Annotated in this window: 19 protein-coding genes; 7 read left to right on the plus strand and 12 right to left on the minus strand. The window is 37.6% G+C overall.

The window, feature by feature from the left end; translation table 11 throughout:
- Nucleotides 1-34: 34 nt before the first annotated feature.
- Nucleotides 35-3076, minus strand: a complete 3042-nt coding sequence (locus SJY45_RS14245) for a lantibiotic dehydratase (RefSeq protein WP_400071540.1) — start codon at nucleotides 3074-3076, stop codon at nucleotides 35-37.
- Nucleotides 3077-3259: 183 nt separating this feature from the next.
- Here SJY45_RS14245 and SJY45_RS14250 point away from each other — a divergent pair, with 183 nt between their 5' ends.
- From SJY45_RS14250 to nadD, 3 genes are read left to right on the plus strand one after another with little or no spacing between them, the layout of a single operon-like run.
- Nucleotides 3260-4117 carry a YicC/YloC family endoribonuclease gene (locus tag SJY45_RS14250; RefSeq protein ID WP_303407012.1) on the plus strand — a complete coding sequence of 286 codons (858 nt, stop codon included), beginning with the start codon at nucleotides 3260-3262 and terminating at the stop codon, nucleotides 4115-4117.
- Nucleotides 4118-4143: 26 nt separating this feature from the next.
- On the plus strand, nucleotides 4144-4731 hold the full coding sequence (gene gmk / locus SJY45_RS14255; RefSeq protein WP_215436315.1) for a guanylate kinase: 588 nt from the start codon (nucleotides 4144-4146) through the stop codon (nucleotides 4729-4731).
- A 29-nt stretch (nucleotides 4732-4760) separates the two neighbouring features.
- Nucleotides 4761-5345, plus strand: coding sequence for a nicotinate (nicotinamide) nucleotide adenylyltransferase (gene nadD / locus SJY45_RS14260; RefSeq protein WP_215913290.1), 585 nt, complete (start codon nucleotides 4761-4763; stop codon nucleotides 5343-5345).
- Between the two features lie 2 nt (nucleotides 5346-5347).
- Here nadD and SJY45_RS14265 read toward each other — a convergent pair whose 3' ends face one another.
- The 4 genes from SJY45_RS14265 to SJY45_RS14280 all read right to left on the minus strand — a co-directional run bounded on the left by SJY45_RS14265 (nucleotide 5348) and on the right by SJY45_RS14280 (nucleotide 10418).
- Nucleotides 5348-6415, minus strand: coding sequence for an amidohydrolase family protein (locus SJY45_RS14265; RefSeq protein ID WP_400071542.1), 1068 nt, complete (start codon nucleotides 6413-6415; stop codon nucleotides 5348-5350).
- 183 nt (nucleotides 6416-6598) lie between these two features.
- Nucleotides 6599-6997, minus strand: coding sequence for a hypothetical protein (locus tag SJY45_RS14270; protein ID WP_215436307.1), 399 nt, complete (start codon nucleotides 6995-6997; stop codon nucleotides 6599-6601).
- A 107-nt stretch (nucleotides 6998-7104) separates the two neighbouring features.
- Nucleotides 7105-8049: a CAP domain-containing protein gene (locus tag SJY45_RS14275; protein WP_400071544.1), complete on the minus strand. Its 945-nt coding sequence runs from the start codon at nucleotides 8047-8049 to the stop codon at nucleotides 7105-7107.
- 119 nt (nucleotides 8050-8168) lie between these two features.
- A complete protein-coding gene (locus SJY45_RS14280; protein WP_215436301.1) occupies nucleotides 8169-10418 on the minus strand; it encodes an inorganic phosphate transporter in 2250 nt (749 codons plus the stop codon).
- A 357-nt stretch (nucleotides 10419-10775) separates the two neighbouring features.
- Here SJY45_RS14280 and SJY45_RS14285 point away from each other — a divergent pair, with 357 nt between their 5' ends.
- Nucleotides 10776-11135: a nicotinic acid mononucleotide adenyltransferase gene (locus SJY45_RS14285; RefSeq protein WP_215436298.1), complete on the plus strand. Its 360-nt coding sequence runs from the start codon at nucleotides 10776-10778 to the stop codon at nucleotides 11133-11135.
- Between the two features lie 84 nt (nucleotides 11136-11219).
- Here SJY45_RS14285 and SJY45_RS14290 read toward each other — a convergent pair whose 3' ends face one another.
- Nucleotides 11220-11609, minus strand: a complete 390-nt coding sequence (locus SJY45_RS14290) for a carboxypeptidase-like regulatory domain-containing protein (protein ID WP_215436295.1) — start codon at nucleotides 11607-11609, stop codon at nucleotides 11220-11222.
- A 161-nt stretch (nucleotides 11610-11770) separates the two neighbouring features.
- Here SJY45_RS14290 and SJY45_RS14295 point away from each other — a divergent pair, with 161 nt between their 5' ends.
- Nucleotides 11771-13114 carry a deoxyguanosinetriphosphate triphosphohydrolase gene (locus SJY45_RS14295; protein WP_400071547.1) on the plus strand — a complete coding sequence of 448 codons (1344 nt, stop codon included), beginning with the start codon at nucleotides 11771-11773 and terminating at the stop codon, nucleotides 13112-13114.
- On the opposite strand, the gene SJY45_RS14300 is transcribed toward SJY45_RS14295, so the two are convergent.
- Together SJY45_RS14300 and SJY45_RS14305 are read right to left on the minus strand one after the other, a co-directional pair.
- Complete coding sequence (locus tag SJY45_RS14300; protein ID WP_400071549.1) at nucleotides 13111-14247, minus strand: DUF3078 domain-containing protein; 1137 nt, start codon at nucleotides 14245-14247, stop codon at nucleotides 13111-13113. The two genes, SJY45_RS14295 and SJY45_RS14300, sit on opposite strands and share 4 nt — an antisense overlap.
- Nucleotides 14240-16015 (minus strand): 1-deoxy-D-xylulose-5-phosphate synthase, encoded by a 1776-nt coding sequence (locus SJY45_RS14305; protein WP_400071551.1) that lies wholly within the window; start codon nucleotides 16013-16015, stop codon nucleotides 14240-14242. Before SJY45_RS14305 ends, SJY45_RS14300 begins: the two co-directional genes overlap by 8 nt.
- 522 nt (nucleotides 16016-16537) lie before the next feature.
- Between SJY45_RS14305 and SJY45_RS14310 the strand changes: the two genes are divergently transcribed.
- Nucleotides 16538-16987, plus strand: coding sequence for a nucleoside deaminase (locus SJY45_RS14310; RefSeq protein ID WP_289038157.1), 450 nt, complete (start codon nucleotides 16538-16540; stop codon nucleotides 16985-16987).
- Between the two features lie 68 nt (nucleotides 16988-17055).
- Here the strand turns inward: SJY45_RS14310 and SJY45_RS14315 are convergent, their stop codons facing one another.
- The 4 genes from SJY45_RS14315 to aspS all read right to left on the minus strand — a co-directional run bounded on the left by SJY45_RS14315 (nucleotide 17056) and on the right by aspS (nucleotide 21226).
- Nucleotides 17056-17250, minus strand: coding sequence for a cold-shock protein (locus SJY45_RS14315; protein ID WP_215436285.1), 195 nt, complete (start codon nucleotides 17248-17250; stop codon nucleotides 17056-17058).
- 86 nt (nucleotides 17251-17336) lie between these two features.
- Entirely contained in the window at nucleotides 17337-17594 is a 258-nt protein-coding gene (locus SJY45_RS14320; RefSeq protein ID WP_400071553.1) for a hypothetical protein, read from the minus strand.
- A 32-nt stretch (nucleotides 17595-17626) separates the two neighbouring features.
- Nucleotides 17627-19411 carry a chloride channel protein gene (locus SJY45_RS14325; RefSeq protein ID WP_400071555.1) on the minus strand — a complete coding sequence of 595 codons (1785 nt, stop codon included), beginning with the start codon at nucleotides 19409-19411 and terminating at the stop codon, nucleotides 17627-17629.
- A gap of 60 nt (nucleotides 19412-19471) precedes the next feature.
- A complete protein-coding gene (aspS, locus tag SJY45_RS14330) occupies nucleotides 19472-21226 on the minus strand; it encodes an aspartate--tRNA ligase (protein WP_400071557.1) in 1755 nt (584 codons plus the stop codon).
- Between the two features lie 193 nt (nucleotides 21227-21419).
- Here aspS and SJY45_RS14335 point away from each other — a divergent pair, with 193 nt between their 5' ends.
- Nucleotides 21420-24098 carry a TonB-dependent receptor domain-containing protein gene (locus SJY45_RS14335; protein ID WP_400071559.1) on the plus strand — a complete coding sequence of 893 codons (2679 nt, stop codon included), beginning with the start codon at nucleotides 21420-21422 and terminating at the stop codon, nucleotides 24096-24098.

Raw genomic sequence — 24098 nt, forward strand, 5'->3', positions numbered from 1 at the left:
CAACGCATAGAAACAAGTAGCTATGCGTTGTTATCTACTTTTTTCTATAACTCTTTCTTTTATAGTGTTGATATAGAAGGTCATATATGATGGCTTCTTGTTCACGTTGCTTGGTAATGAAGATACGATTACAAATCATATGAATGTGGCTTCCTATAATTTGATGTCTTTTAATCTGATGTTTTTTCAGGTATTTATTGATACTACCAATAGCTTGTTTGCTTTGTGATGATCTATTCTTTACCAATTTCAACAAAGGAAAGTAGATGTGATTTGGTTCCTGCACTTCAATTATATCAGAAATCTCATTTTCATGTTCCTTAAAGAATATATTTATTTTTTTGTTTGCGGACTTGTCTTTATTGAATTCACTACCAAAACCGTCTTTCAAACTTTGCATCAAAGCCAGTTTTTCGGTATCCGTTAGCTTAAAGTCGTTTAAATAATAATCGATTGATAATAAAGAAAACAACCATCTTATTTTTTCTCCCTCATCCCCTTCAATCAAATGTAAAAATGCCAAAGTACAATCACTATCATTTTGAAAAGTAGTTTCGGTTTCTTCCATTATTTCAAAACCATATCTTTCATATTCCGGTAAATAGTTTTCAGTTTGAAATTTCCAAACTGTCTTTGAATTTTTGAAGGGTTTGATGTGATTTTGGATTATGCTAAAAACCTCAGAGTTTTTTTCGTTGTGATATAACTTAACGCGTAGCCTTAAGTGATGTCCATCGGTATCATTATATCTAATAAAGAACCATTTTTTAATAATACTTGTACTCTTTAAAATTTTAAGAGCTGGTGTTACTACTTCTTTTAAAACTTCTTCGGCTGTTGAAGGGCCACAGTAAAGCTTAAAGAAAATCCAGTCTTGATTCGTAGATGACTGATTTATGGAAATGCTATGATTTGAACGGGAGTCTACCGAATGTTTTTGTTTTACATTGTTCCCAAAAGCTAAGAATTCGTTGGCATAACCCTTTGTGTCGCTCAGATTTGACATTAGGTATTCTTGTAGAATAACTGTTTTTTTGTTTTTGAGTAAAGCCAGAAATACTTGGCAGCTCAAGTCATTTTTAAAATTGATTAAAACCTCATTGTCTCCTTCCGTAAATACTACCAGTTGGGGTAGCGTATAGTCTTTAGCGAAATTTTTGACATCTGTTTCTGTAGCGTTCTTGTTTAAAAGAAGTTTATTGATGTCTTTTTTAGTCAAATTCCATTGTGCTTTCGAAAGAATGCAGTTTTCATATTCCAGCCGGGGTAGGAAAGGGAATGACATTCCAAGTTCTCCCCAGTTAAAAGCAAATCCTGAACTGTATTGATTTTGTATATCGCACAGAAAGTTATAAACGGGTAAAGCCATAAAAGAATAATTATGGGCGTTGCCTAACCTGGGAATTACTTCTTTACCATAAGTTTTTGAATATAACTTAACCTTGTCATTTTTTACAGTAACATATAAATCTGTTATAAGAATTTGGTTTTCTAGAGGTAACGAAGATTTGGCCAAGTAAGGAATTTCATAATCACGTTGATATTTACGATACAGAATATTACCTGTTCTCGCCTCAGGTAGATGAACAATTTCAGCTATTAAGGCGTCAGAATGATTTATCTGTTCTAATTCACAAATTTCTTTTGAGATATTCAAAATATCTTCATGCAAATAACTAAAACGTCCTATTAAATTATTTGCCGATGGCCCGGATATGGACTTGATATCTATTTTTTGTTCTTCATTGTTAGTCAAAAGACTAAAAAGTACAGAAAAAGTATCTGGGTATAGCTGAATATCTTCTTTAAAAGAATCTAGTTCTTCAGACTTTAGTTTAATGCTTTTTACATTTTTTTGATAGGAGAATATAACTTTCTTGAGAAGGAATTCATCACGACTACTATAACTGATTTTTCTATTATTACTATTCTTAGCTGATAAGGGTATTTCGTTTAAAAGTGGTGTTTTCGCCTGAGAGATATTTATATAGTTTATGCCGGAATCTGGATCTAGGACGTCGCAAAGAGACATCATTTCGTGTCCATATCGATTGACAAATTCAGATTTAAACTTTTCTAATTTTTGATTTTTTGGTTTGTGATAAAGCTTATTAAGTGCGTACATCCCCTTACGTAGTTTCTTAAGGGTGTCATTACTAAGCGTGCTATTAGTTAAGTCTTTAAACGTATCGATTTGAAAAAGCCTGTTTAATTGAAGATTATTGTCTTTAATTAAATCTTTTATATTTCCAAACAGGATCGAATAATCCTGTGGTTCAGTGTTTTTGGTTTCAAGTTTTGTTAATTCAAGTTTTAAAAAATTAAGGTTGTTCCTTATTAATTCTCCTTCTGGAAAACTGAAACGAGTTTGCTCAAATGTCTTAATAATGGAATCCAAATAATCGGGACCAGTAAGAGTTATATCAAATTCACTTACCAAAAATTGAGCATCTATAATATTTAATATAAACTCGTTTGCTTCTTCAAACGATATAGAATCATCGGTTAAACTAGAGCATAACTCGTCTATCGTTGCTCCGTTTTTTGAGTTAAGTAAAATTTCATCTAGGTACTGATTGTGAGAGACCTCAGCTAGTCTATGAAACCGTTTGTCATTAGTATAATAAAACTCAACATATCTAAAATTGTCCATATTTTGATATAGAGAGTTGTTTGGAAAATATCGGAGCCGTTTTCTTATTTCCAAATTATTATTAATTTGATCATTCAGTAACCCTAGAAATAACATATCATACCTAACATGTTTTCTCATGCCTGTTTGGTCAATATCTATATTCGTTTCAGAAGATATATTAATGACTCCGACTGATGCGAAAAGCCCAAAAGGTGTACATCTGTTGCTGAATCTTGAATAATATTTATATAGGGTAAGTAGTTGTTTTTCGGTCAGGTCTTCCTTTAATAAATTGTAAAAGACTGGGGAAGCAATGAAAAGGGCTTCTTGTATTTCAGAGTTGGTTAGCTTTTTTGTGATTTTCTCATAGGTGATATCGGTTTCGCTAGGAATAAGAGGTGATCGGAGTATAACTTTGGGTAGAAATGATATGTCTTGCATGTAGTTCAATATGAGGGGTGTTAAAGTAATTTATATGTACTTAAAACACAACAGGAATTTTGTGTTCCTCTAATATTTAGTACCGTATATCTTAGTAAATTAGGAAAATGAAAACTTCATAGCTTAGGTTAGGCATAATGAAGTTTCAAATTTGACTACCTTTGCCAAAATTCATAGCAATTTATGATTCAGTCCATGACCGGTTTCGGTAAGCACGTTATTCAGCTACCGACAAAAAAGATTACCGTAGAGCTCAAATCCCTAAACAGTAAAAGTCTTGATTTAAATGCACGTATGCCATCGGCCTATCGTGAAAAGGAACTAGAACTACGTAAGACCATTGCAAGTTCTTTAATGCGTGGCAAGGTAGATTTTGGACTGTATTTGGAGCTTACCAGTGGCGAAACTTCCACAGAGGTGAACGAGTTGGCCGTAAAGAATTATATGCAGCAACTAAAGGCCATTGCAGACGGTGATGACATAAAGTTACTGGACATGGCCCTGAGAATGCCAGATTCATTAAAGACTGCCCGTGAGGATATTGATGAGACCGAATATGAGTCCATAAAACTTGCGCTTCAAGAGGCCTTAAAGGAAATAAACAACTTTCGTTCTGAGGAAGGGGAGGTTCTTGAAAAGGATTTTATAGAACGAATTCAAAACTTGCAAGCTTTACTTGATCAGGTAAAAGCTATGGATCCAGACCGTCAGTCCGATGTACGGGAACGTTTGAACAAGGCCGTTTTGGATTTGAAAACAGAATTGGATGCCAATAGGTTTGAGCAAGAATTGATTTACTATTTGGAAAAATATGATATCACGGAAGAAAAAGTACGTTTGGCAAATCACCTTGAGTATTTTGCCAGCACTTTAAAATCAGAAGATTCCAATGGTAAAAAGCTTGGTTTCATTGCTCAGGAAATAGGCCGTGAAATTAATACAATCGGTTCTAAGGCCAATTATGCCCCAATGCAACAGTTGGTGGTTCAGATGAAAGATGAACTTGAAAAGATAAAGGAACAGATGCTCAATGTTCTCTAACGTACCCATACAAATTAAGTGAACTCATGAAAGGCGGTAAACTAATTATATTTTCGGCACCCTCTGGAAGCGGTAAGACAACCATAGTGCGGCATCTTTTAAAGCAAGAGGAACTTAACCTTGCATTTTCGGTATCGGCTACCTCAAGACCCAGAAGGGCCAAGGAAAAAAACAAGGAGCATTATTACTTCATGTCTATTTCTGAGTTTAAGAATCATATAAAGCAGGATGATTTTTTGGAGTGGGAAGAAGTATACCGGGATAATTTCTACGGAACCTTAAAAACGGAAATAGAACGACTATGGGCCGAAGGAAAGAATGTTATTTTTGATATTGATGTAGCAGGTGGCTTGCGGATCAAACGAAAATTTCCGGATAAAACCTTGGCCGTTTTTGTAAAACCACCAAGTGTTGACGAGTTGAAAATAAGACTTAAAAAACGGAGTACCGAAAGTGAGGATAAAATCAATATGCGAATCGCTAAAGCTTCCGTAGAACTGGCAACAGCTCCGCAGTTTGATAAGATTATAAAGAATTATGATTTGGATACGGCCTTAAAGGAGGCTTATGATCTTGTAGCGGATTTCGTAGGAGTTGAAACTAAAGAATCATAGATAGGCAACCCAGATTAGTTTTATAGCTTATGAAAAAGGTAGGTCTCTATTTTGGTACTTTTAACCCTGTACACATAGGTCATATGATTATCGCTAACCATATGGTGGAATTCTCTAATCTGGATGAGGTTTGGTTCGTGGTAACTCCACAGAGTCCGTTCAAGACTAAAAAAACCTTACTTGCGGATAACCATAGATACCAAATGGTTTATGAGGCAACAAAGGATTATCCTAAGCTAAAACCTAGTAAAATTGAATTTGGGCTTCCACAACCCAACTATACGGTTAACACCTTGGTTCACCTGCGTGAGAAATACGGAACTGATCATGAGTTTGCATTAATTATGGGTGAGGATAATTTAAAAGGACTTCATAAATGGAAAAATTATGAGGTAATTTTAAGCGATTACAACCTTTACGTCTACCCAAGAATTTCAGAAGGTGAAATTGAACATCAGTTTAAGGGACACGCTAAAATCCATAAAGTAAACGCTCCAATTATGGAAATCTCTTCTACTTTCATCCGCAAAAACCATAAAGAGGGAAAAAATATTCGTCCGTTGTTACCTAACAGTGTTTGGAAGTATATGGATGAGATGAATTTTTATCGATAAAATCAACGCTTCAGTATTTTTTGGCCATTTTCATGATATATCTTTTTTAGGACTGCGTCGTCTAAATCCAGTCCATTCAGTGCCCAGTGATATGAAAACAAATCCCATGCATAGAAATGTTCATCTGTAGTTTCTAAAATTCTAAAGGTGGTTTGGTACATGGATGCATCCATGCCCATGTCGGTTCCATATAATAATCGGTCCTGATATTTTTCAAAAAAACTTTTGGTGCGTCTAGGAACCGTTGCTACTTCGGCATATCGTGCTGAGATATCCGCATAAAGATTTGGGTGTTCATCTAGTAATTTACCTAGAATGCTTAGGTCGTGACTGGTATTTGCTAAATGGCAGGCTATAAACGTTGTGCCCCTATTGTTTTTAACTGCGTTAGATAATGTTGTGAGTAGCTCTTTATGAGATAGGATACCTTCTTGTGAGGAATCTACTTTCCAGGTGTAAGCATTCATTAACCCATCATTTTTCTCATTCATTGGTAAGTACATCCAATAAGGGTCAGCTACATGAACGCTAATGGGCATGTCTAATTCTCCGCACCTTTTTAGAAGTGGCTGTAAACGAGGGTCGTCTATATGAAGTTCAGGGGCTTCGGAAGGTTTGGAGTAAAATAGTCCTAGTCCTTTATCTCCAAGTTCGCCTACTCCTTTGGCACCTTTGTCAATACATCTTTCTAGTTCCTTGATTGCCTTCTTTGTCCACCCCTTTTCATTGTATCCGGTATAATCAAAACCGCACCAAACCTCTATTTGATTACCATATTTGGCATACATATCGTAAATACTGTCAAAGCGTTTTCCTGTTGAATAGGTTAGAATAATGGATTTTTCTATGTTCCGCTTGCGCATCGTACTTATCCAATTTTCAATTTCCTTTTCTGATTTAGCATAGGGGTGAGAGTGAAAATCTATAGCAGGGAATTTTGCTTTAGGAACCAGTGTTTTGGTAGTATTGTAAATACTTTCCGGTCTGTAGTCTTTTAAGAGAAGGTCTTCTTGTGCAATTAGCAGATATGGTAAAGACAACAGGAGAAGAAGTGATATCCGCTTGTTCATAACAGTATGGTTTTAATTCAAAATGATTAGGTCCGTTCAGCTTAATGAAAAGATACGCTATTTTCTTAGATGTAAGAACCGTTCATAAAGCGGATAGCAGAAACGTTTGCTATTAAATGATTAGATAGATAAGAGTAGTGTAGTAGGTAAAATTAGGAACGAAAAGAGTGATTCTGTTTTGTTTTATATCTGTTGACCGGCCCATTCGTAAGCATCTTCGAGCCTATGAAAAACACCAATTGGTTTTTTAATGAACATTTTTTCTAGGGTTGCAATCATACGACGGTATTTATTGTCCGATACAATTGCCATACCCATTAGGTTAGGAAACATGTCTACTATGTCCTTATAGCCCATGGGATCCATTGAGTATGAGTTTTTTCTATTGGAGATGTATACGAATGGAGTAGATGTGCCGTATACCCGCTTTAATACCTCAATAGGACCCAGCGAATTTTCTCTAGTTACATGCACGCCTTCAGCAAACTCACCGACTAAAAAATTAGGAAAGAACCAAAATTTGGCAAAACCAAAATCTTGCTCTTCCAATAGTTTATGCTGTAATGGTAATGATGTCTCCATAGCGTATCTATGAAGGTAAGATACAATTTTAACTTACGAAAACGAACAGGTTGTTATAAAATAAACAAAATGTAACAGCTATTTGGTTTTTAAAGGTAAAGACGTTTCTACTGGTTTGGGTCAAAAATGGTTACATCATATTGAAATTCTTGTGGTTCTGAGTCAATTAGAACATTTTTAATGGTTATACTGTATGTTCTATCTTCTGTAGGGTTGTTATCAATTTCTGGTACCCAAACTATGGTATTATCTCCATAAATACCCGTAAGTTCTTCTATTTGAACCGGAATTGAATTTCCATTAGCGGCCCTCATTTCAATTTTGGTATCCGAAAAATCGGCATTAGCAATGGAGAACGACCATCTGGAGTAGACGAGATTAGCTGGCAGGTAACCTTCTGGTGGCCAAGCAATGAAATCGGGTGCGTCCTCAGGAACGTTACCTGGATTTCCTATCACCCAAATAGCATTATACCGACTAGTATTTCCTATACCTATTTCTTGTAATCTTGGCCATAGTAACCATCTTCTGTGTCCAACAGGATAGTTTTCATTGCCTTGATCACGAATATAAGAGTCTATTGATGCAGAGTTTTTTGTGGAAGTCAATAGGGCATTTGCAGCAGCTTCTTTTCCATCGTTTGTAAAGCAGTTCCAAGATTCAGGTGGAAAGTGGTTTAAAGTGCCGTTAGCGTGCATCATAAGTGCTGCTTGCTGTGATTTTTCGCTCTTAGAGATGCGTTCTTCTATGGTGTTGTTTAAACCAGCTGCTTTGCGAAAATACTGTAACCGCATTAAGATTTTTGCTTTTGTAGATTCCGGAACGGTTCCAGGGTCACAAGTTTGCTCGTCTCCAGTCCATGAAACATCTGAAGTAGTATTGCTAGAAGCTAAGTAATAGTCTTCATATAGTTTCTTGGCTTCTGCCCTTGCATTAACATCCAACTTGGTCGTTAATTCTTCTTCCTGTATGGAATCTGTGTCTTCTTTGCTACAGGATAGGAATAAGGAAATACTACATAACGTTAGTATGATATAATTCTTGAAACGCATTAGATAAAGATTTGGGTATCTTTTTACTAACGGTTAAATCTGTGGAAAGGTATTTTTTTTTCGATGAAGTGACAACGGAACTAGTGCCGTATTTAACTAGGCAATAACTCCATAGTCCATTAAACTTTAGTGTTTGCGTGTTGGTCGTAGGTTTCCAACAAATTCATGGTTGCCACTAAAAGGTCTTTGGTTTCTAACAATAGACTAAAGTATAAAGCCGTGTTTTTAGGGCTAGATTCATCACTTCGAGTACGCTCTACCTGCTTGTGAATTTTCATATCCACTTTTGCGAATAGCTCTTGTTTGTGAATAATGAGCTCGGTGAGTTTTAAGAAATCCTTCGTTTCAAAAATAGTTTCAATTTCTTTAAAAAGTTCATCTAGATAACCATCGGTTTCTTTTAAATCCTTGATTTGGTTGAACCTTAGTTTTTTATGATTGTTGTGTACATGCTTATGTCCAGCTTTAGCTATATATTCTAAGGACTGGGTCATGTCTTGCAAATAGCTCAGTATGGAAATATAGAAGTTACTAGTGCTAACACTGGATTCGTCTAGATTTTTAATAAAGTAGAAAATATTGTCCCGTAGGTCTTCTACTTCTTTATCAAACTTGCTTATACCTTTTTTACTTCTCTTAAGTGTTTCTATATCGTGCTTGGCCAAGCCATCAATACTTTGTGTATATATTTTGTTGGCTCTTCTTATAGCTAGAGAGATGTTAGCGGCACTTTCATCAATAACACCAATGATAGAATTGCTTTCCGCTCTTTCAAGCTTTTGCTCTAGCTTGGTTTCTTTCATTTTTTTGGTGTGCGAAAGGTAATTTTTTCCTATTAGGAAAAAAGCAACGATCAATAGGGCACCAATGGCCCAAATACCTCCTAAATGAATGATATATGCAATAAGTGCAGCAGCTGTAAATGCGCTTATGGCCGTAAAAAACCATCCACCAATAACATTAAGTACTCCGGCTACACGGTAAACGGCACTTTCCGCACCCCAAGCCCTATCCGCCAAAGAACTTCCCATAGCAACCATAAATGTTACGTACGTGGTAGATAACGGAAGCTTCATGGAAGTAGCCAAAGAAATAAGTACACTGGCAACCATTAGGTTAACTGAAGCACGAACCAAATCGAATGCAGGTAAATCCTGTACACGGCTTTTTGGCACGTATACGTAAGGTTTTTCAAAACGCGTGTCCATTTTTTTCAAAAGGGAGTCGGGAATAAGACCTGCTATATTTTCAGATGCCGATATGGTTAATTTTACAATCTGTCTGGATAGAAAATTAGGTTGAAAGCGCTCATCACCTTCGTCTTGTCTAGATAAGTCTACGCTGGTTTTAACCACATTCTTTGCTTTGGAGGAAAACCATAGGGTTACCACCATTATCATACCGGACAATAGTAATAGGTATTGTGGTGTTTGTACGGCAGAGGCTAATCCCTCCATTGTGTATTTATCCGCATCTATACCTGATGCACTCCATGTAGTGTAGGATTCCATAGCGGCCAACGGCACGCCAATAAAGTTTACCAAATCATTACCGGCAAAGGCCATGGCCAATGCAAATGTTCCCATTACGATAACTATGGTGTATACATTAATTTTAGTTAGTGTTGAAATCATCCAAGAAACTAAGGTCCACACCACAAAATTGCTCAAAATGAACAAGAACTGTTTGTTGGCGATCATATCTAGCACCTCTGGACTAAAAACAGAGGCACTTTTAAGACCTTTTACAAGGATAAAATAGATAATAGATGTTAGTGCAAACCCTCCAAAAATAGCACCTACCCATTTTGGCTTTTCTTGAAACTTGAAAGATATTAGAAGTCGGGAAACAAATTGAACCAAAGCTCCAATACTAAATGCGATAATTACTGAAAGGAGAATGCCAAGAATAATTTCGGTGGCTTTATCTGTGTTTATATACGTCCATAAGTCGGACACACCTCCTTCATCACCCATGATTTTAACCAAAGAAATAGCCACAGCGGCACCTAAAAGTTCAAAAACTATGGAAACCGTTGTGGAAGTGGGCATTCCCAGAGTATTGAAGAAATCCAATAATAGGATATCGGTTATCATTACCGCCATGAAAATAATCATGATTTCGGCAAAAACAAAGTGCTCAGGATTAAAAATACCCTTTCTAGCAACCTCCATCATACCGCTAGATGATATGGCTCCAAAAGCAATACCAACGCTCGCCACGATCATGACGGTCCGGAATGAAACAGCTTTAGAGCCTATAGCGGAGTTCAAAAAGTTAACAGCATCGTTACTTACCCCAACTACCAAATCGGTAATGGCAAGTACTGCCAATGCAATAATCATAAAAAGGTAAAGGTTCTCGCCCATCAAAAATAAAATGTGCACAAAAATGCTACTATAATTTATTAATTGCGTTAAAATAAGGTTATGAAGTAACTTTCTGTATCATGACCAATTCAGTAACATAATTAAATACAAGAATTTGAGTCGTTCTAAACGTAAGACGACCAAGCGTCGTATTTATCGGGTAAATTAGTGTATTTAGGGCAGTTTGGGACTGGAAAATTGTAATAAGATGAAATTTAATTGTGGTGTTTAGGCAATATTTTACAAACTACATCGTTTTCAATGTAAATTTAATGTTAAGTAATAGTGTTTTTAACGTAAATTTATTTATCTTTGAAATAACAAACAGGTACAGAATCATATTTAAAATCAACACACATGAAAAATTCAATTATACTTTTAGCCCTTTCATTAACAATGACCATAGGGTATGCCCAAAAAGAAAAGGAAGTAAAATTAAATAAGGAGACAAACTTGGTTGAAGCTACTTATTTTCATGATAATGGAGAAGTGAGCCAAAAAGGAACTTTTGATCTTGCAGGTAAATTACACGGTCAATGGATCAGCTTTGATGAAATGGGCGAGAAAGTGTCCAAAGGAAATTACAATAAAGGTATTAGAACCGGAAAGTGGTATTTTTATAATGAAGGGACTGTAAAGGAGGTGGAGTTTGATAATAACGTTATTGCTAATGTTATTAATAAGGAGAAAAAATCTGCTGTCGTTTCTAAGGACTAGTGCAATTATTGTATAAAAAAAAGGGAGTTTTCACTTAGTGAAAACTCCCTTTTTTATTTTAACGATAGGATTGGTTAAAATATGTTACTTTATACTGGTCAATGCTGTCTCTTGGTTTTGCAATGTGCCGTTATCCGTGAAGGACACGTCAGATAAGCTTAAGGTTTTCGCCTGTAATCCTTGTGTTACTTCAACTGTATTATGAGCAGTTACTTCAACCGGAATTTCATGACTTTCATATCCCAAAAAAGTTACTTTAAGAATATAGTTTCCTGGTTCTACATTTGATATTTCAAAATTACCCCTAAAATTGGTCTGCGTCTTAAATTTAGTATCCTTGATTTGAACGTCCGCAAACAAAAGAGGTTCGTTATTCATTTCCAGGTCATAAATAGTGCCTCTAATTGCTCCTTCGTCTTGGGCGAAAAGGTTTAGGGTGCATATAAATGCCAGAAAAAATAGTGTCGTTTTCATTGGTTCTTATTTTCTTGGCAAAGAAAACCGTGGTGTGTTAAGTTATGGTTACGTGAAGTTTAATTGTTGATATTTTTAAGGTTAAATAATGAGGTGTTCTTTTGGCTTTAAAATGATACTAAAATTGAAAAAATGTAACTTGCGAGACTTAAAGAACTGTTATGAACTGGGAAAATTTATTGTCTCTTAAGCGTCAAGGAGATACACACAAAAGGTTGCGGAAAGAGCAAGATGAAACGCGATTAGGATTTGAGGTAGATTATGACCGCATCATTTTTTCCAGCGCTTTTAGAAGTTTACAGGACAAGACACAAGTCATACCCCTTTCAAAGACAGATTTTGTTCATACCCGCTTAACACATAGTTTAGAGGTTTCTGTGGTTGGTAGAAGCTTAGGCCGTATTGCAGGGAAGAAAATTCTGGAAAAACATCCCTTCCTAAGTGAAACCTATGGTTATAGGTTTAATGATTTCGGGGCTATAGTTGCAGCAGCGGCTTTGGCCCATGATATTGGTAACCCACCTTTTGGACATAGTGGGGAAAAGGCTATAGGTGAATATTTTATTACGGGCAATGGCCAAAAATATCAATCGGTTTTAACTGAAAAGGAATTTCAGGATATAGTAGATTTTGAGGGAAATGCCAATGGCTTTCGTTTATTGTCACAATCTAGGGAAGGTGTTACGGGAGGTTTGCGATTAAGCTATGCCACCCTTGGGGCTTTTATGAAGTACCCCAAAGAGTCACTTCCTAAAAAGCCAACCAAACATATTGCCGATAAAAAATTCGGGTTTTTTCAAACGGAAAAGGAGGCTTTTAAAGAAATAGCGCATGATTTGGGTTTGATACAGACTAGAGACGGAGAAGATATTTCGTTTTCTAGACACCCCTTAACTTTCTTGGTAGAGGCTGCGGATGACATTTGCTATACAATAATAGACTTTGAGGATGGTATTAACCTAGGGCTTATATCTGAAGATTATGCTTTGGAATACCTCATAAAACTGGTGAAAAATTCAATAAATACCAAAAAGTATAATTCTCTAAAGTATAAGGAAGATAGGTTAAGTTACTTACGAGCGCTGGCTATAAATACATTAATAAGTGATGCTATTTCTGTATTTATTGAAAATGAAGATAAAATACTGAATGGTAGTTTTGATAGTAGTCTTCTGGACCAAAGCGCATTTAAGGCCCAAATTGAGGATATCATTTCTTTAAGTGTGGAAAAAATATATCGTTCTCAGGAGGTAATAGAGAAAGAGATTGCGGGTTATAAGATTATTTCGGACATTTTGGATGTATACATAAATGCTCTTATCCGAAAAAAGGAGAACAAGGCGTCTAATTATGATATGCTAATGCTCAAGACGCTTCCTGAGTTTTATAGGAATATGGACAGTTCTATCTACCATATACTTTTGAATACGTGCTGTTATGTAGCTAGCTTATCGGACAGTGCCGCAGTGCATATCCACAATAAAATTATGGGAAAACAACTTTAAAAGGCATAGGAAACCCCAACGCCAAGAAGTTGTTTAAACTGTATTTTGGGTCGGCCTGCATCGGTAATCGTTCCGTTGGCATCCTTTACTTCATCAAAAAGGATATCATCATCATAAATAACCTGAGTACCTATGGTGGTTATAACGTATTTATTGACCTTAAGGTCAAAATTAAGCTCCCAGTCCACATCAATATTTCCAAACTTTTGGAGGTAATCCGTGTACAAGCTTAACCGGTGTTTCAACACCATATTTTTAAATACTTCCTTTTCCAATTGGTTGGTAACCAAGAATCCAAATTCCAAAAATATTTTTTCGCCCTTTTCAACGACATTGCCATCTGCATCCAAAACCGCTTTCTTAACACCAAAAGCACCTTTATTCGCTAATTCTTCGTCCAAAACAAATGTTGCTTTTTGGGTGATAGGCGAGATGTACAGGTTAAACTTTTGGTCTTTGGTAATATATGACGTACCAGCACCTAAAAATGAGTAACCTGGTGCCATAAATCGTGAAATAGGAGATGATCTGTCCGGATATTTATAACCGTTTGAAAATTGAGTGTTGAAGTTGGCTTTCGCCGAATAATACCAATTACTAATTGTGTCTCGCTGAAGTCCGAAAGTAGAACTAAAACGAATAGCATCGTCCGTTTTTCTTAGTTTTTGCTCATCTTGAATGTTGAGGCCGTAACGCATCTCCATATAATTGTCCCATTGAATGTACCGAAACTTATAATTACGTTCAAAACGGGCGTTTCCAAGGGCAGATATGGAATTGTTACCCCCTGCGTTCCAGTTAACAAAGGCAACTTCACTAAAATTGGCACCTAGTTTATTTACTTTGGTCCAGAAGGAGGGCACTCTAAATCTGTTAGGCTTTTCATTAAGAGCCTTGGTACGTTTAAAGGAAATAACGGGATTCATTAAATCTACACTGCGAGGAACGAATTTTATCTTGTCCTGTGTTTTTCTTATCACTACGGTATCAACAATAACCGTGTCAACAACCATAGAATCAATTTCCATTTCGCGGCCTGGAGGCAACGAATCTTGGGTTTGACCAAAAATAGAGGTAATACACACGCTAAATAAAAGAATACATAAGAACGGTGTGGCTGGGGAGTTATTCATTTAATAGCATTTTTATATGTTCTGTTAAACTTATGGGGTCAATTTTAGCTTGTTGGTGCAACTGTTCTACGGTTCCGTGCTCAATAAAGGTATCGCCAATGCCTAGAATATGAATTTTATTTTTATAACCTAATTCGTTAGCAAGTTCTAGGACTGCTGATCCAAAACCACCCATTTTAGAGCCATCTTCAACCGTGATGATGTGTTTATAGCGTTTAAATATATTTATAAGTAAATCTTTATCCAACGGTTTAACAAATCGCATATCTACCTGGCCTATTTTTTCATACTCCGCAATATCGTTTATGACGTCTGCAACCGTATTGCCAATAGGTCCCAAGGTTAATACTACCAGTTCCGATCCGGTTTTTAGCTCTCTTGCCTTACCAATATCTATTTTTTCAAAAGGCATCCTCCATTCTTCTTGTACCCCTTTTCCACGAGGATACCTGATCGCTATGGAGTGCTCTAAGCCCAATTGGGCCGTGTACATCATATTACGAAGTTCACTCTCGTTCATTGGTGCAAAAATATACAGATTGGGAATGCACCTCAAATAAGCAATATCATAAACACCGTGATGAGTAGCTCCATCCTGCCCGACCATGCCGGCCCTGTCCAAGCAAAATACAACGGGAAGATCTTGTATGGCTACATCATGTATAACTTGATCGTAAGCTCTTTGTAAAAAGGTGGAATAAATGGTGCAGAATGGGATAAGCCCTTCTGAAGCCATGCCTGCTGATAGGGTTACGGCATGTTGTTCTGCGATGCCCACATCAAAAGCCCTATCCGGTAGTTGCTCCATCATATATTTTAGGGAGCTTCCTGTTGGCATAGCAGGGGTTATGCCCACAATATTTTTATTCTTTAGCGCCAGTTCTACTAATGTATGGCCAAATACATCCTGGTATTTTGCGGGTTCGTTGGCTAAGACCGGTTTTTTGTATAACTCCCCTGTAAGTTTGTTAAATTTACCGGGAGCATGGTAAGTTACCTGGTTCTCCTCGGCTTTTTTTAAGCCTTTTCCCTTGGTGGTTATGACATGTAATAATTTTGGTCCGGATACCAATTTTAAATGATTTAGTTCATCGATCAATGCCTCCGTATTATGCCCGTCTAACGGACCGGTATAATGAAAGTTGAGACATTCAAATATGTTCTCGTCCTTCGCCGTACCCTTTTTTACATTGGTCAAATATTTTTTAAGGGCACCAACACTTGGATCTATACCAATGGCATTGTCATTAAGTATTACCAATACATTGGAATTTGTAGAACCAAGATGGTTCAATGCCTCAAAAGCCATACCACTTGCTATGGACGCATCACCAATTACGGCAATATGCTGTCTGCCATTTTTGTTGTGGAGTTGCGCGGCCATGGCCATGCCTAGAATTGCTGAAATTGATGTAGAACTGTGTCCTGTGCCAAAAGCATCATATTCGCTTTCGGAACGTTTTGGGAATCCGCTTATTCCACCTAATTGCCGATTGGAGTGAAAAATCTCTTTCCTGCCCGTTAATATTTTATGTCCATAGGCTTGGTGACCCACGTCCCAAATAAGTTTGTCATCTGGCGTATTAAAGACATAATGTAGAGCAATGGTGAGCTCAACTACCCCTAAGCTTGCTCCTAAATGTCCTTCTTTGGTAGCCACAATATCAATTATAAACTCCCTTAGTTCTTGGGCAAGTTGGGGAAGTTGGTCCAATGCCAACTTGCGCAAATCTTCGGGGTAGGTAATATGGCTTAAAAGTGATTCCAAACTAGCGGTGTAAGTTGCAAAAATAGGTGTTTAGCAGTGCTAAGACAATTCTTTTTGGCACTTCAAAAAAAATCAACAAAAAAATCTTATCTTGTTGAGACCTAACCATTACCAACCAATTTATGCTTTCCCTTTACAAGGTGAGTAATCCTTTGTATAATAGTACGCAATCTAATTTTAAGCCAATTACGGTAGTACTTCTTCATGGAAACTCACAAAGTTCCGTAGTCTGGAAAAACCAATTATCCTCTGATTTGTTCGGTTCTATGCACCTAGTAGCAATGGATTTGCCAGGGCACGGAAATTCTCCTGAACCAGTCTTTGACACATTAGTATGGGTACTAAAAAGTATTAAATTTTCTTTCAAGCTTCATTTTTCTTTGATAAAAATTAATCAATATTTTTTTTCGGTCTCGTCCTTTTCGGGGGAGCTGGGCGGGACCATTTTTATAACTTCAAAATTTCATTGTTACAAGGGTTGTTCTAAAAATGGTATTTTTGGCATCAATTAAACTTTAGTACATGTTGCAACCCTTTGATGATACCTATTATATGAAAAAAGCGCTTCAAGAAGCAGAGGCGGCTTATGAAAAAGGGGAGGTGCCCATAGGGGCCGTTATCGTAGTTCAAGATCGGGTGATTGCCAGGGCCCATAACCTAACGGAACAATTAAATGATGTTACCGCTCATGCAGAAATGCAGGCCATTACGGCCGCGGCTAACTTTTTAGGGGGCAAATACCTGCAGAACTGTACGCTTTATGTAACCTTGGAGCCTTGTCAGATGTGTGCGGGAGCCCTATACTGGAGTCAAATATCTAAAATAGTATATGCGGCCAAAGACCCTCAGAGAGGTTGTGGCGTAATGGGAACTAAACTCCACCCAAAGACAGAAATAGTGGGCGGACTCCTAGAGGAAGAAGCAAGCAACCTGTTAAAGCGCTTTTTTGTTGAAAGAAGAAACCTGAATTAGAATTCCAATTTGTTTTGGGCATAAAAAAACCCTGAACTTCGTCAGGGTTGAATGTCATAGCTTATATATTAGCCTACAACTTGAACCTGTGCGGCTACAATGCCTTTTCGGCCTTCTTCTTCTGCGTATTCTACTTTATCACCTTCATTAAGAATTGTACCGTTCAATGCGGTAGCATGTACAAAAATGTCCTTTCCCGTCTCGTCGTTTGTAATAAATCCATAACCTTTGGATTCATTGAAAAATTTTACTGTGCCAATCATGATAAATTAAAATTAGTTGATAATAGTTTCCAACTAAATTATAAATTTTTTAATTAGGCGAAGTTAAAATGAACTAATATTTCCAATTAACCGTCTTGATTATCAGTCTTTTCGGGTTTGCTTGCTCTCATTTTTTTGATGTTCTCCTCGGTTAGCATATAGTCTTTCATTTTTTTGCCTTTGCTATATGTAAACAGGAATAGGGGCATTGCAACAAGAAAAAGACCAAGGGTGCCAGAGCCAATATATTTGTGGCTCAGCGCAATATTTTCCTCTTGAATGTTGAAGCCGTAAATAATGGCGGCAAAACACCCTAAAGTAATTATGGATATAAGGTATTTCATAGTAACGGTAAAATTACAAAACCTTTTAGACCTTATCTTGTAAAATTGATGAGTTCTCTACGGTAGGCGGTTAAAAGTTTGGATTTTGAAACAAACCCAATGTACTTTCCGTCTTTTATCACCGGAAGGTTCCAGGCACCACTGTTCTGAAACTTTTGCATTACTTTTTGCATAGTGTCCTTTCCATAAAAAATGTGCTCTGGGGCATTGTGCATAAAGGTTTCTACCTTGGTAGTCCCGTATAGGGAAGTATCGAACATAAACTCCCTAATATCATCCAACAGAACAATTCCCACAAGGGATTGATTTTTATCAATGACCGGAAAAATATTCCTAGCGGATTTTGCAACGGATTTGTGTAACATGTCTCCCAAAGTCATATCTGGATTTACGGTCTTAAAGTCTTTTTCAATTACATCATCTAGCTTCATCAGCGTTAATACCGATTGGTCTTTATTGTGCGTCAGCAAATCTCCGCTTTGGGCCAGTTCCCTAGTATAAATAGTGTAGTCGATAAAGTTCTTGGTAATGAGATAGGATATGGATGCGGTTATCATCAAGGGAACAAAAAGTTCATATCCGCCGGTAATTTCGGCTATCAAGAATATTGCCGTTAACGGGGCATGAAGTACTCCGGATATAAGACCGGCCATTCCAATTAAGGTGAAGTTACTCTCAGAAACGGCAAAACCTAACCCCGAATGATTTATAATTTTGGCCATAACATTGCCCAATGCACTGCCCATAACCATGGTAGGAATGAAAATTCCACCAGCGCCACCTGCCGCTAAAGTAGTGGTCATGGCCACAGCTTTAAAAATAGTAATACCGAATAATAGTGCAATAACCACCCAAATATTCTGCGTGTACTTGTCAAAGGGAGTTTTGCCCAGTGCTTTTATATGGTCTCCATGCAAAAGGTCGTTAATAAAACTGAAGCCTTCCCCATAGAGCGGTGGTATTAAATACAACATGATTCCTATGGCCAGACCGCCAACAAGAAGCTTGTATTTTGGGGTTTTTAATCTGGCAAATAGTTTTTGTATGCCAAAGTACATTCGTGTAAAATATATCGATGCAAATGCCGTGCCTATTCCCAATGCAATATAAAAGAGGGTGTCCTTTACCTCAAAATTCTGTGTTAACGTAAAGTTGAAAAGCACTTCATTGCCCAGAAAGAAATAGGAGGTAAGAACTCCGGAAATTGAAGCTAATAAAAGCGGAAGCATAGAAAGCATGGTAAAGTCCAAACTAAAGACTTCAACTGCAAAAATAATAGCTGCAATAGGGGATTGAAATATAGAGGCAATGGCTCCGGCCGAAGCACAGGCAATCAGAAGAGAGCGGGTCTTGGCATTAATATGAAAGAAACGCCCAAGGTTAGAGCTTATAGCGGCACCAGAAGCTACCGCCGGACCTAATAGCCCCGTAGAGCCACCAAAACCAATAGTAAGCGGTGCGGCAATTAATTGGGTGTAAATATGCTTCGGCTTTATAACTCCTTTTTTCTTGGAAAGCGAGAAAAGAATGGAGGAAACGGCATGTTGTAATTGTTCCTTATGTATGTATTTTACATAGAGATATACCAAGGTCAGCCCAATTATGGGCAAGATAAAATAAAGTCCGTTGTTAGAGATGAAGATTCCGCGCTCCAAGGAGACTTCTATAAAATATACAATGTTCTTTAGGGTAACCGATGCCAAACCGGCCAAAAGACCTACCAGAACGCTCATGATGTGCGTAAAGGTTTTGTTGGAGATATTTTTATATCGCCACTTTAAAAGTCGGGTAGATAGTCTTTTTAGTTTGGTGGGCATTAGAAAGGTTTGCTACCTAAAAGTATTAAAAAAATCCCGCCTATTAGCGGGATTTGGTTTCTATGCTTTGATATCTATTTTTAAGTTCAGTTCATGTAGTTGCTCTTGGTCAATAGGTGCAGGGGCATCTATCATAACATCTCGTCCGCTGTTGTTTTTTGGGAAAGCAATGAAATCCCTAATAGTTTCTTGTCCTCCAAGGATGGATACCAATCGGTCTAAACCAAAGGCGATTCCTCCGTGCGGTGGAGCTCCGTACTGAAAAGCATCCATTAGGAAACCAAATTGCGCCTGAGCTTCTTCGGGAGAAAAACCAAGATGTTTGAACATAACACTTTGCACATCCCTATCATGGATACGTATAGAACCTCCGCCTATTTCATTTCCGTTCAATACCAAGTCATAAGCATTGGCACGTACTGCACCAGGGTCTGTTTCAAGCAATTCTAATTGACCTGGTTTTGGTGATGTAAACGGGTGGTGCATGGCGTGATAGTTCCCGGTTTCTTCATCAAGTTCCAACAATGGGAAATCTATAACCCATAACGGGGCAAATTCATCAGCCTTTCTTAAGCCAAGTCTTTCGGCAAGCTCCATTCTAAGTGCACTTAATTGAGCACGTGTTTTGTTGGCATCTCCGGAAAGCACACAAATTAGGTCGCCCGGTTTGGCTTGTGTAGCTTCTGCCCACTTTGCCAAATCCTCTTGGTCATAAAATTTATCTACCGTAGACTTAAAGCTGCCGTCTTCATTATATTTTGCATAAACCATTCCCTTGGCGCCTACTTGGGGTCTCTTTACCCAATTTACCAGTGCATCCAGTTCTTTGCGAGTATAGCTTGCTGCACCCGGAACCGCAATACCAACTACCAATTCTGCGGAGTTGAATACGCCAAAATCCTTATGTTGCGCAACGGTGTTCAATTCGCCAAATTCCATTCCAAAACGAATGTCAGGTTTATCATTACCATAAATGCGCATGGCATCATCATAGGTAATTCTTGGGAAGGCGGATATCTCTACCCCCTTAATTTCTTTCAACAAGTGTTTGGTAAGACCTTCAAAAGCATCAAGGATATCTTCCTGCTCTACAAAAGCCATTTCACAATCAATCTGCGTAAATTCAGGTTGTCTGTCCGCTCTAAGGTCCTCATCGCGGAAGCACTTTACAATCTGGAAATACTTATCCATTCCCCCTACCATAAGAAGTTGCTTAAAGGTTTGGGGAGATTGAGGTAAAGCGTAAAACTGACCTTCGTTCATACGGCTGGGAACCACAAAATCTCTAGCCCCTTCTGGAGTAGATTTTATTAAGTACGGAGTCTCAACCTCTATAAAACCCTGATCGCTTAGGTACTTGCGTACTTCCATAGAAACCTTACTTCTAAAAATAAGGTTGCTTTTAACAGGATTTCTGCGGATATCCAAATACCGATATTTCATCCTAAGGTCCTCACCACCATCGGTTTCATTTTCTATGGTGAAAGGGGGTGTTTTGGATTCGTTTAGAACAATGACCTCGTCTACTAAAACCTCTATGTTGCCAGTAGCAAGGTTTAGGTTTTTTGAAGATCTTTCAATGACTTCACCCGTTACTTGAACAACAAATTCGCGTCCTAAATGTCTAGCTTGCTCCAATAATTTAGAAGAGGTACGGTCTTCATCAAAAACCAATTGGGTTATGCCGTAGCGGTCACGAAGGTCTACCCAAACAACAAACCCTTTATCACGAGTTTTTTGTACCCATCCAGATAGGGTAACTTTTGTGTTTATATGAGATTCGCGCAATTCTCCGCAAGTATGGCTTCTGTACATAAGTAAATGTTGATTTATGAAAGAGCAAATGTAAGAAGATATGATGGTATCGGCTAAAAAAATATGATGGTGAATGTTTTTGACAATAGCGGAATAGAGCGCTAATATAAATGCTAAAATTTAACACAAGTTTTAGTTTTATGATAATTCTTAACTATATTGCTTTGAAATTAACTAATTCAAAATTTTGAAAATGAAACAAACTTTACTTAGAAAGTTGTATTTCCTAGCGTTTTTGACATTGCCCATTTCGGTTTTTGCTCAAGGAACGATTTCGGGAAATATTACGGACCAAAATTCAGAACCGCTTCCTGGTGTCAATGTCGTGGTTAAAGGAACAACGAATGGTACCACCAGTGATTTTGATGGAAATTATACTATAGATGTAGCTGCGTTTCCAAGTGTTTTAATTTTCTCTTCCATTGGTTATAACACTAAAGAAGTTAAAGTCAATGAAGCTTCAACTGTTAATGTAATTTTACAGGAAGGGGTTGCTCTTGACGAGGTGATATTGGTGGGCAATAGGTCAAAACCGAGAACAATTTTGGATTCGCCTGTACCAATAGATAACATTGGGGTTTCGGAATTACGTAATACCGGTCAGCCTTCGGTTGATAAAATGTTGACGTATAAAGTACCATCCTTTAATTCAACTACTCAAACAGTATCTGATGCAACTGCGCATTTTGATCCTGCAGACCTTAGAGGCTTGGGGCCAAGTAGAACTTTAGTTCTTGTTAATGGAAAACGAAAAAACCAAAGTGCTTTGGTGTATGTTAATGATACACCAGGAAAAGGGGAAGTTGGAGTAGACCTAAAAAGTATACCAGCTGCTGCTATATCTAGAATTGAAGTTCTAAGAGATGGGGCTTCTGCACAATATGGGTCTGACGCCATTGCTGGTGTAATAAACATGGTCTTGAATAAAAATGTTGAGTTTACTACGGTTAACGTAAACTCTGGAATTACTACAGAGGGCGATGGATTTAAATTAGGAGCAGATGTTAATACCTCTGTTAATATTGGAAATAATGGCGGGTATCTTAATTTGACTGTGGGTTATTATCAGCAAGAAGAAACTAATAGGGCAGGTACGCCAGGTAATGATTTGCTTTTTGGCGTTTCAGCAGATGACCCACAATGGTCGTCTTGGTTAGCCGCTAACCCAGATTTAGGGATGACAATTGGTCAGCCTGAACTCTACAAGGGAGATATTTTCTTTAATGCTGGAGTGCCGTTTAAAAATGGAAAGGGAGAATTTTATACCTTCGGTGGCTTAACTTATCGAAAAGGGAAAAGTTTTGCTTTATACCGCGCACCTTACTGGGTTTCCGATCCGTTTAATTTATTACATGAAGAAGGTTCCGAATATCAAGGGTTTCAGCCAACATTTGAGACTGATATACGAGATAATAATGCTACAGTAGGTGTTACAAGTGAGGTCCTTGGTTTTGATTTCGACCTGAGCGGAACTTATGGAAGAAATGCAGTAGACTATGAGGTTAACAATAGTTTAAATACTGCTTTAGGAGCAAATAGTCCTACATCTTTTGACGTGGGGGCTTATTCCTTTAGTAATATGCTTGCGAATTTGGATGTTTCTCGCTCTCTAGGTCAAGTAAATATTGCTTTTGGCGCAGAGATAAAGGAGGAGCGATTTACTGCAGAAGCGGGAGAACCTGCATCCCATACTGTAGGACAATCCGAGTCCTTCCCAGGGTTACAGCCTGCTAATGCTGTTATTGCGAAGAGAAATAACTACGGTATTTATGGGGATTTAGAGTGGGAGCCAACTGAAAAACTTTTAGTAGGTGGAGCCATTAGATATGAAGACTTTAGTGATTTTGGAGATAATGTTTCTTGGAAGGTAAGCGGTAGATATTCTTTAGGAGATAAAGGAGCGATTCGAGGTTCTTATAGCACTGGCTTTAGAGCTCCTTCATTACATCAGATTTATTTGAGTAATATCCAGACATTAGTATCTGGGGGCACCGTTTCAAACCAAGGTACGTTTAACAATGTTGATCCTATCATTCGTGATGGTCTTGGTGTTCCAAAGCTTACTGCGGAAACTTCCAAAAATATATCGGCCGGTATAACTTTTGAATTAGCCCAAAACTTTACTGCTTCAGTTGATTTTTACAATGTAAAAGTAGATGATAGGGTCCTTTTTACTGGAGAGATAGGTTTAGATGGAGATGATACTACAATTAATCCGGTTGAGCAAATTCTTGAGGATAATGATGTTACCAGTATTAGGTTTTTTATTAATGCGGTAAATACCAGTACTACAGGAGCTGATATTGTTTTGAACTACAGGGGAGTTTCGCTTGGTGCGGGTTCTCTGTCAGCGACCTTGGCTGCTAACTTTAATGAAACCAAAATAAAGGGGCAAATAGACACTCCTCCTTTATTAGCAGCAAACGATTATATTATCTTCAATAGAAAAGAGCAATCTAGGATAACATCTGCTAGGCCTAAGAGCAAAGTGTTATTGGGCTTAGATTATGAAATTGGGAAGCTTAATTTGTCCTTGAACAATACTTATTTTGGTGAAGTAAGTTGGATGCATAGTAGCAATGGCCTTAATGGCGTTGATTTAGGTAATGGCCCATTGCCAACAGAAGACGAAGCTTTTGACCAGACCTTTGCGGGGAAAGTAATAACGGATTTAATCATAGGATATGATTTTACAGATAAGATTTCGGGTTCTCTTTCAGCTAATAATCTTTTTAATGTATACCCGGATGAGATAGATACCAAAGGAGATTTTGTAACAGATTTAGGTGGTAGGTTTAGATATCCATGGGAAGTAAATCAGTTTGGATTTAATGGAACCGTCATTAATGCAGGATTAACATTTAAGTTTTAG

This window comes from Zobellia russellii, assembly GCF_044597075.1.
Lineage (GTDB): Bacteria > Bacteroidota > Bacteroidia > Flavobacteriales > Flavobacteriaceae > Zobellia > Zobellia russellii.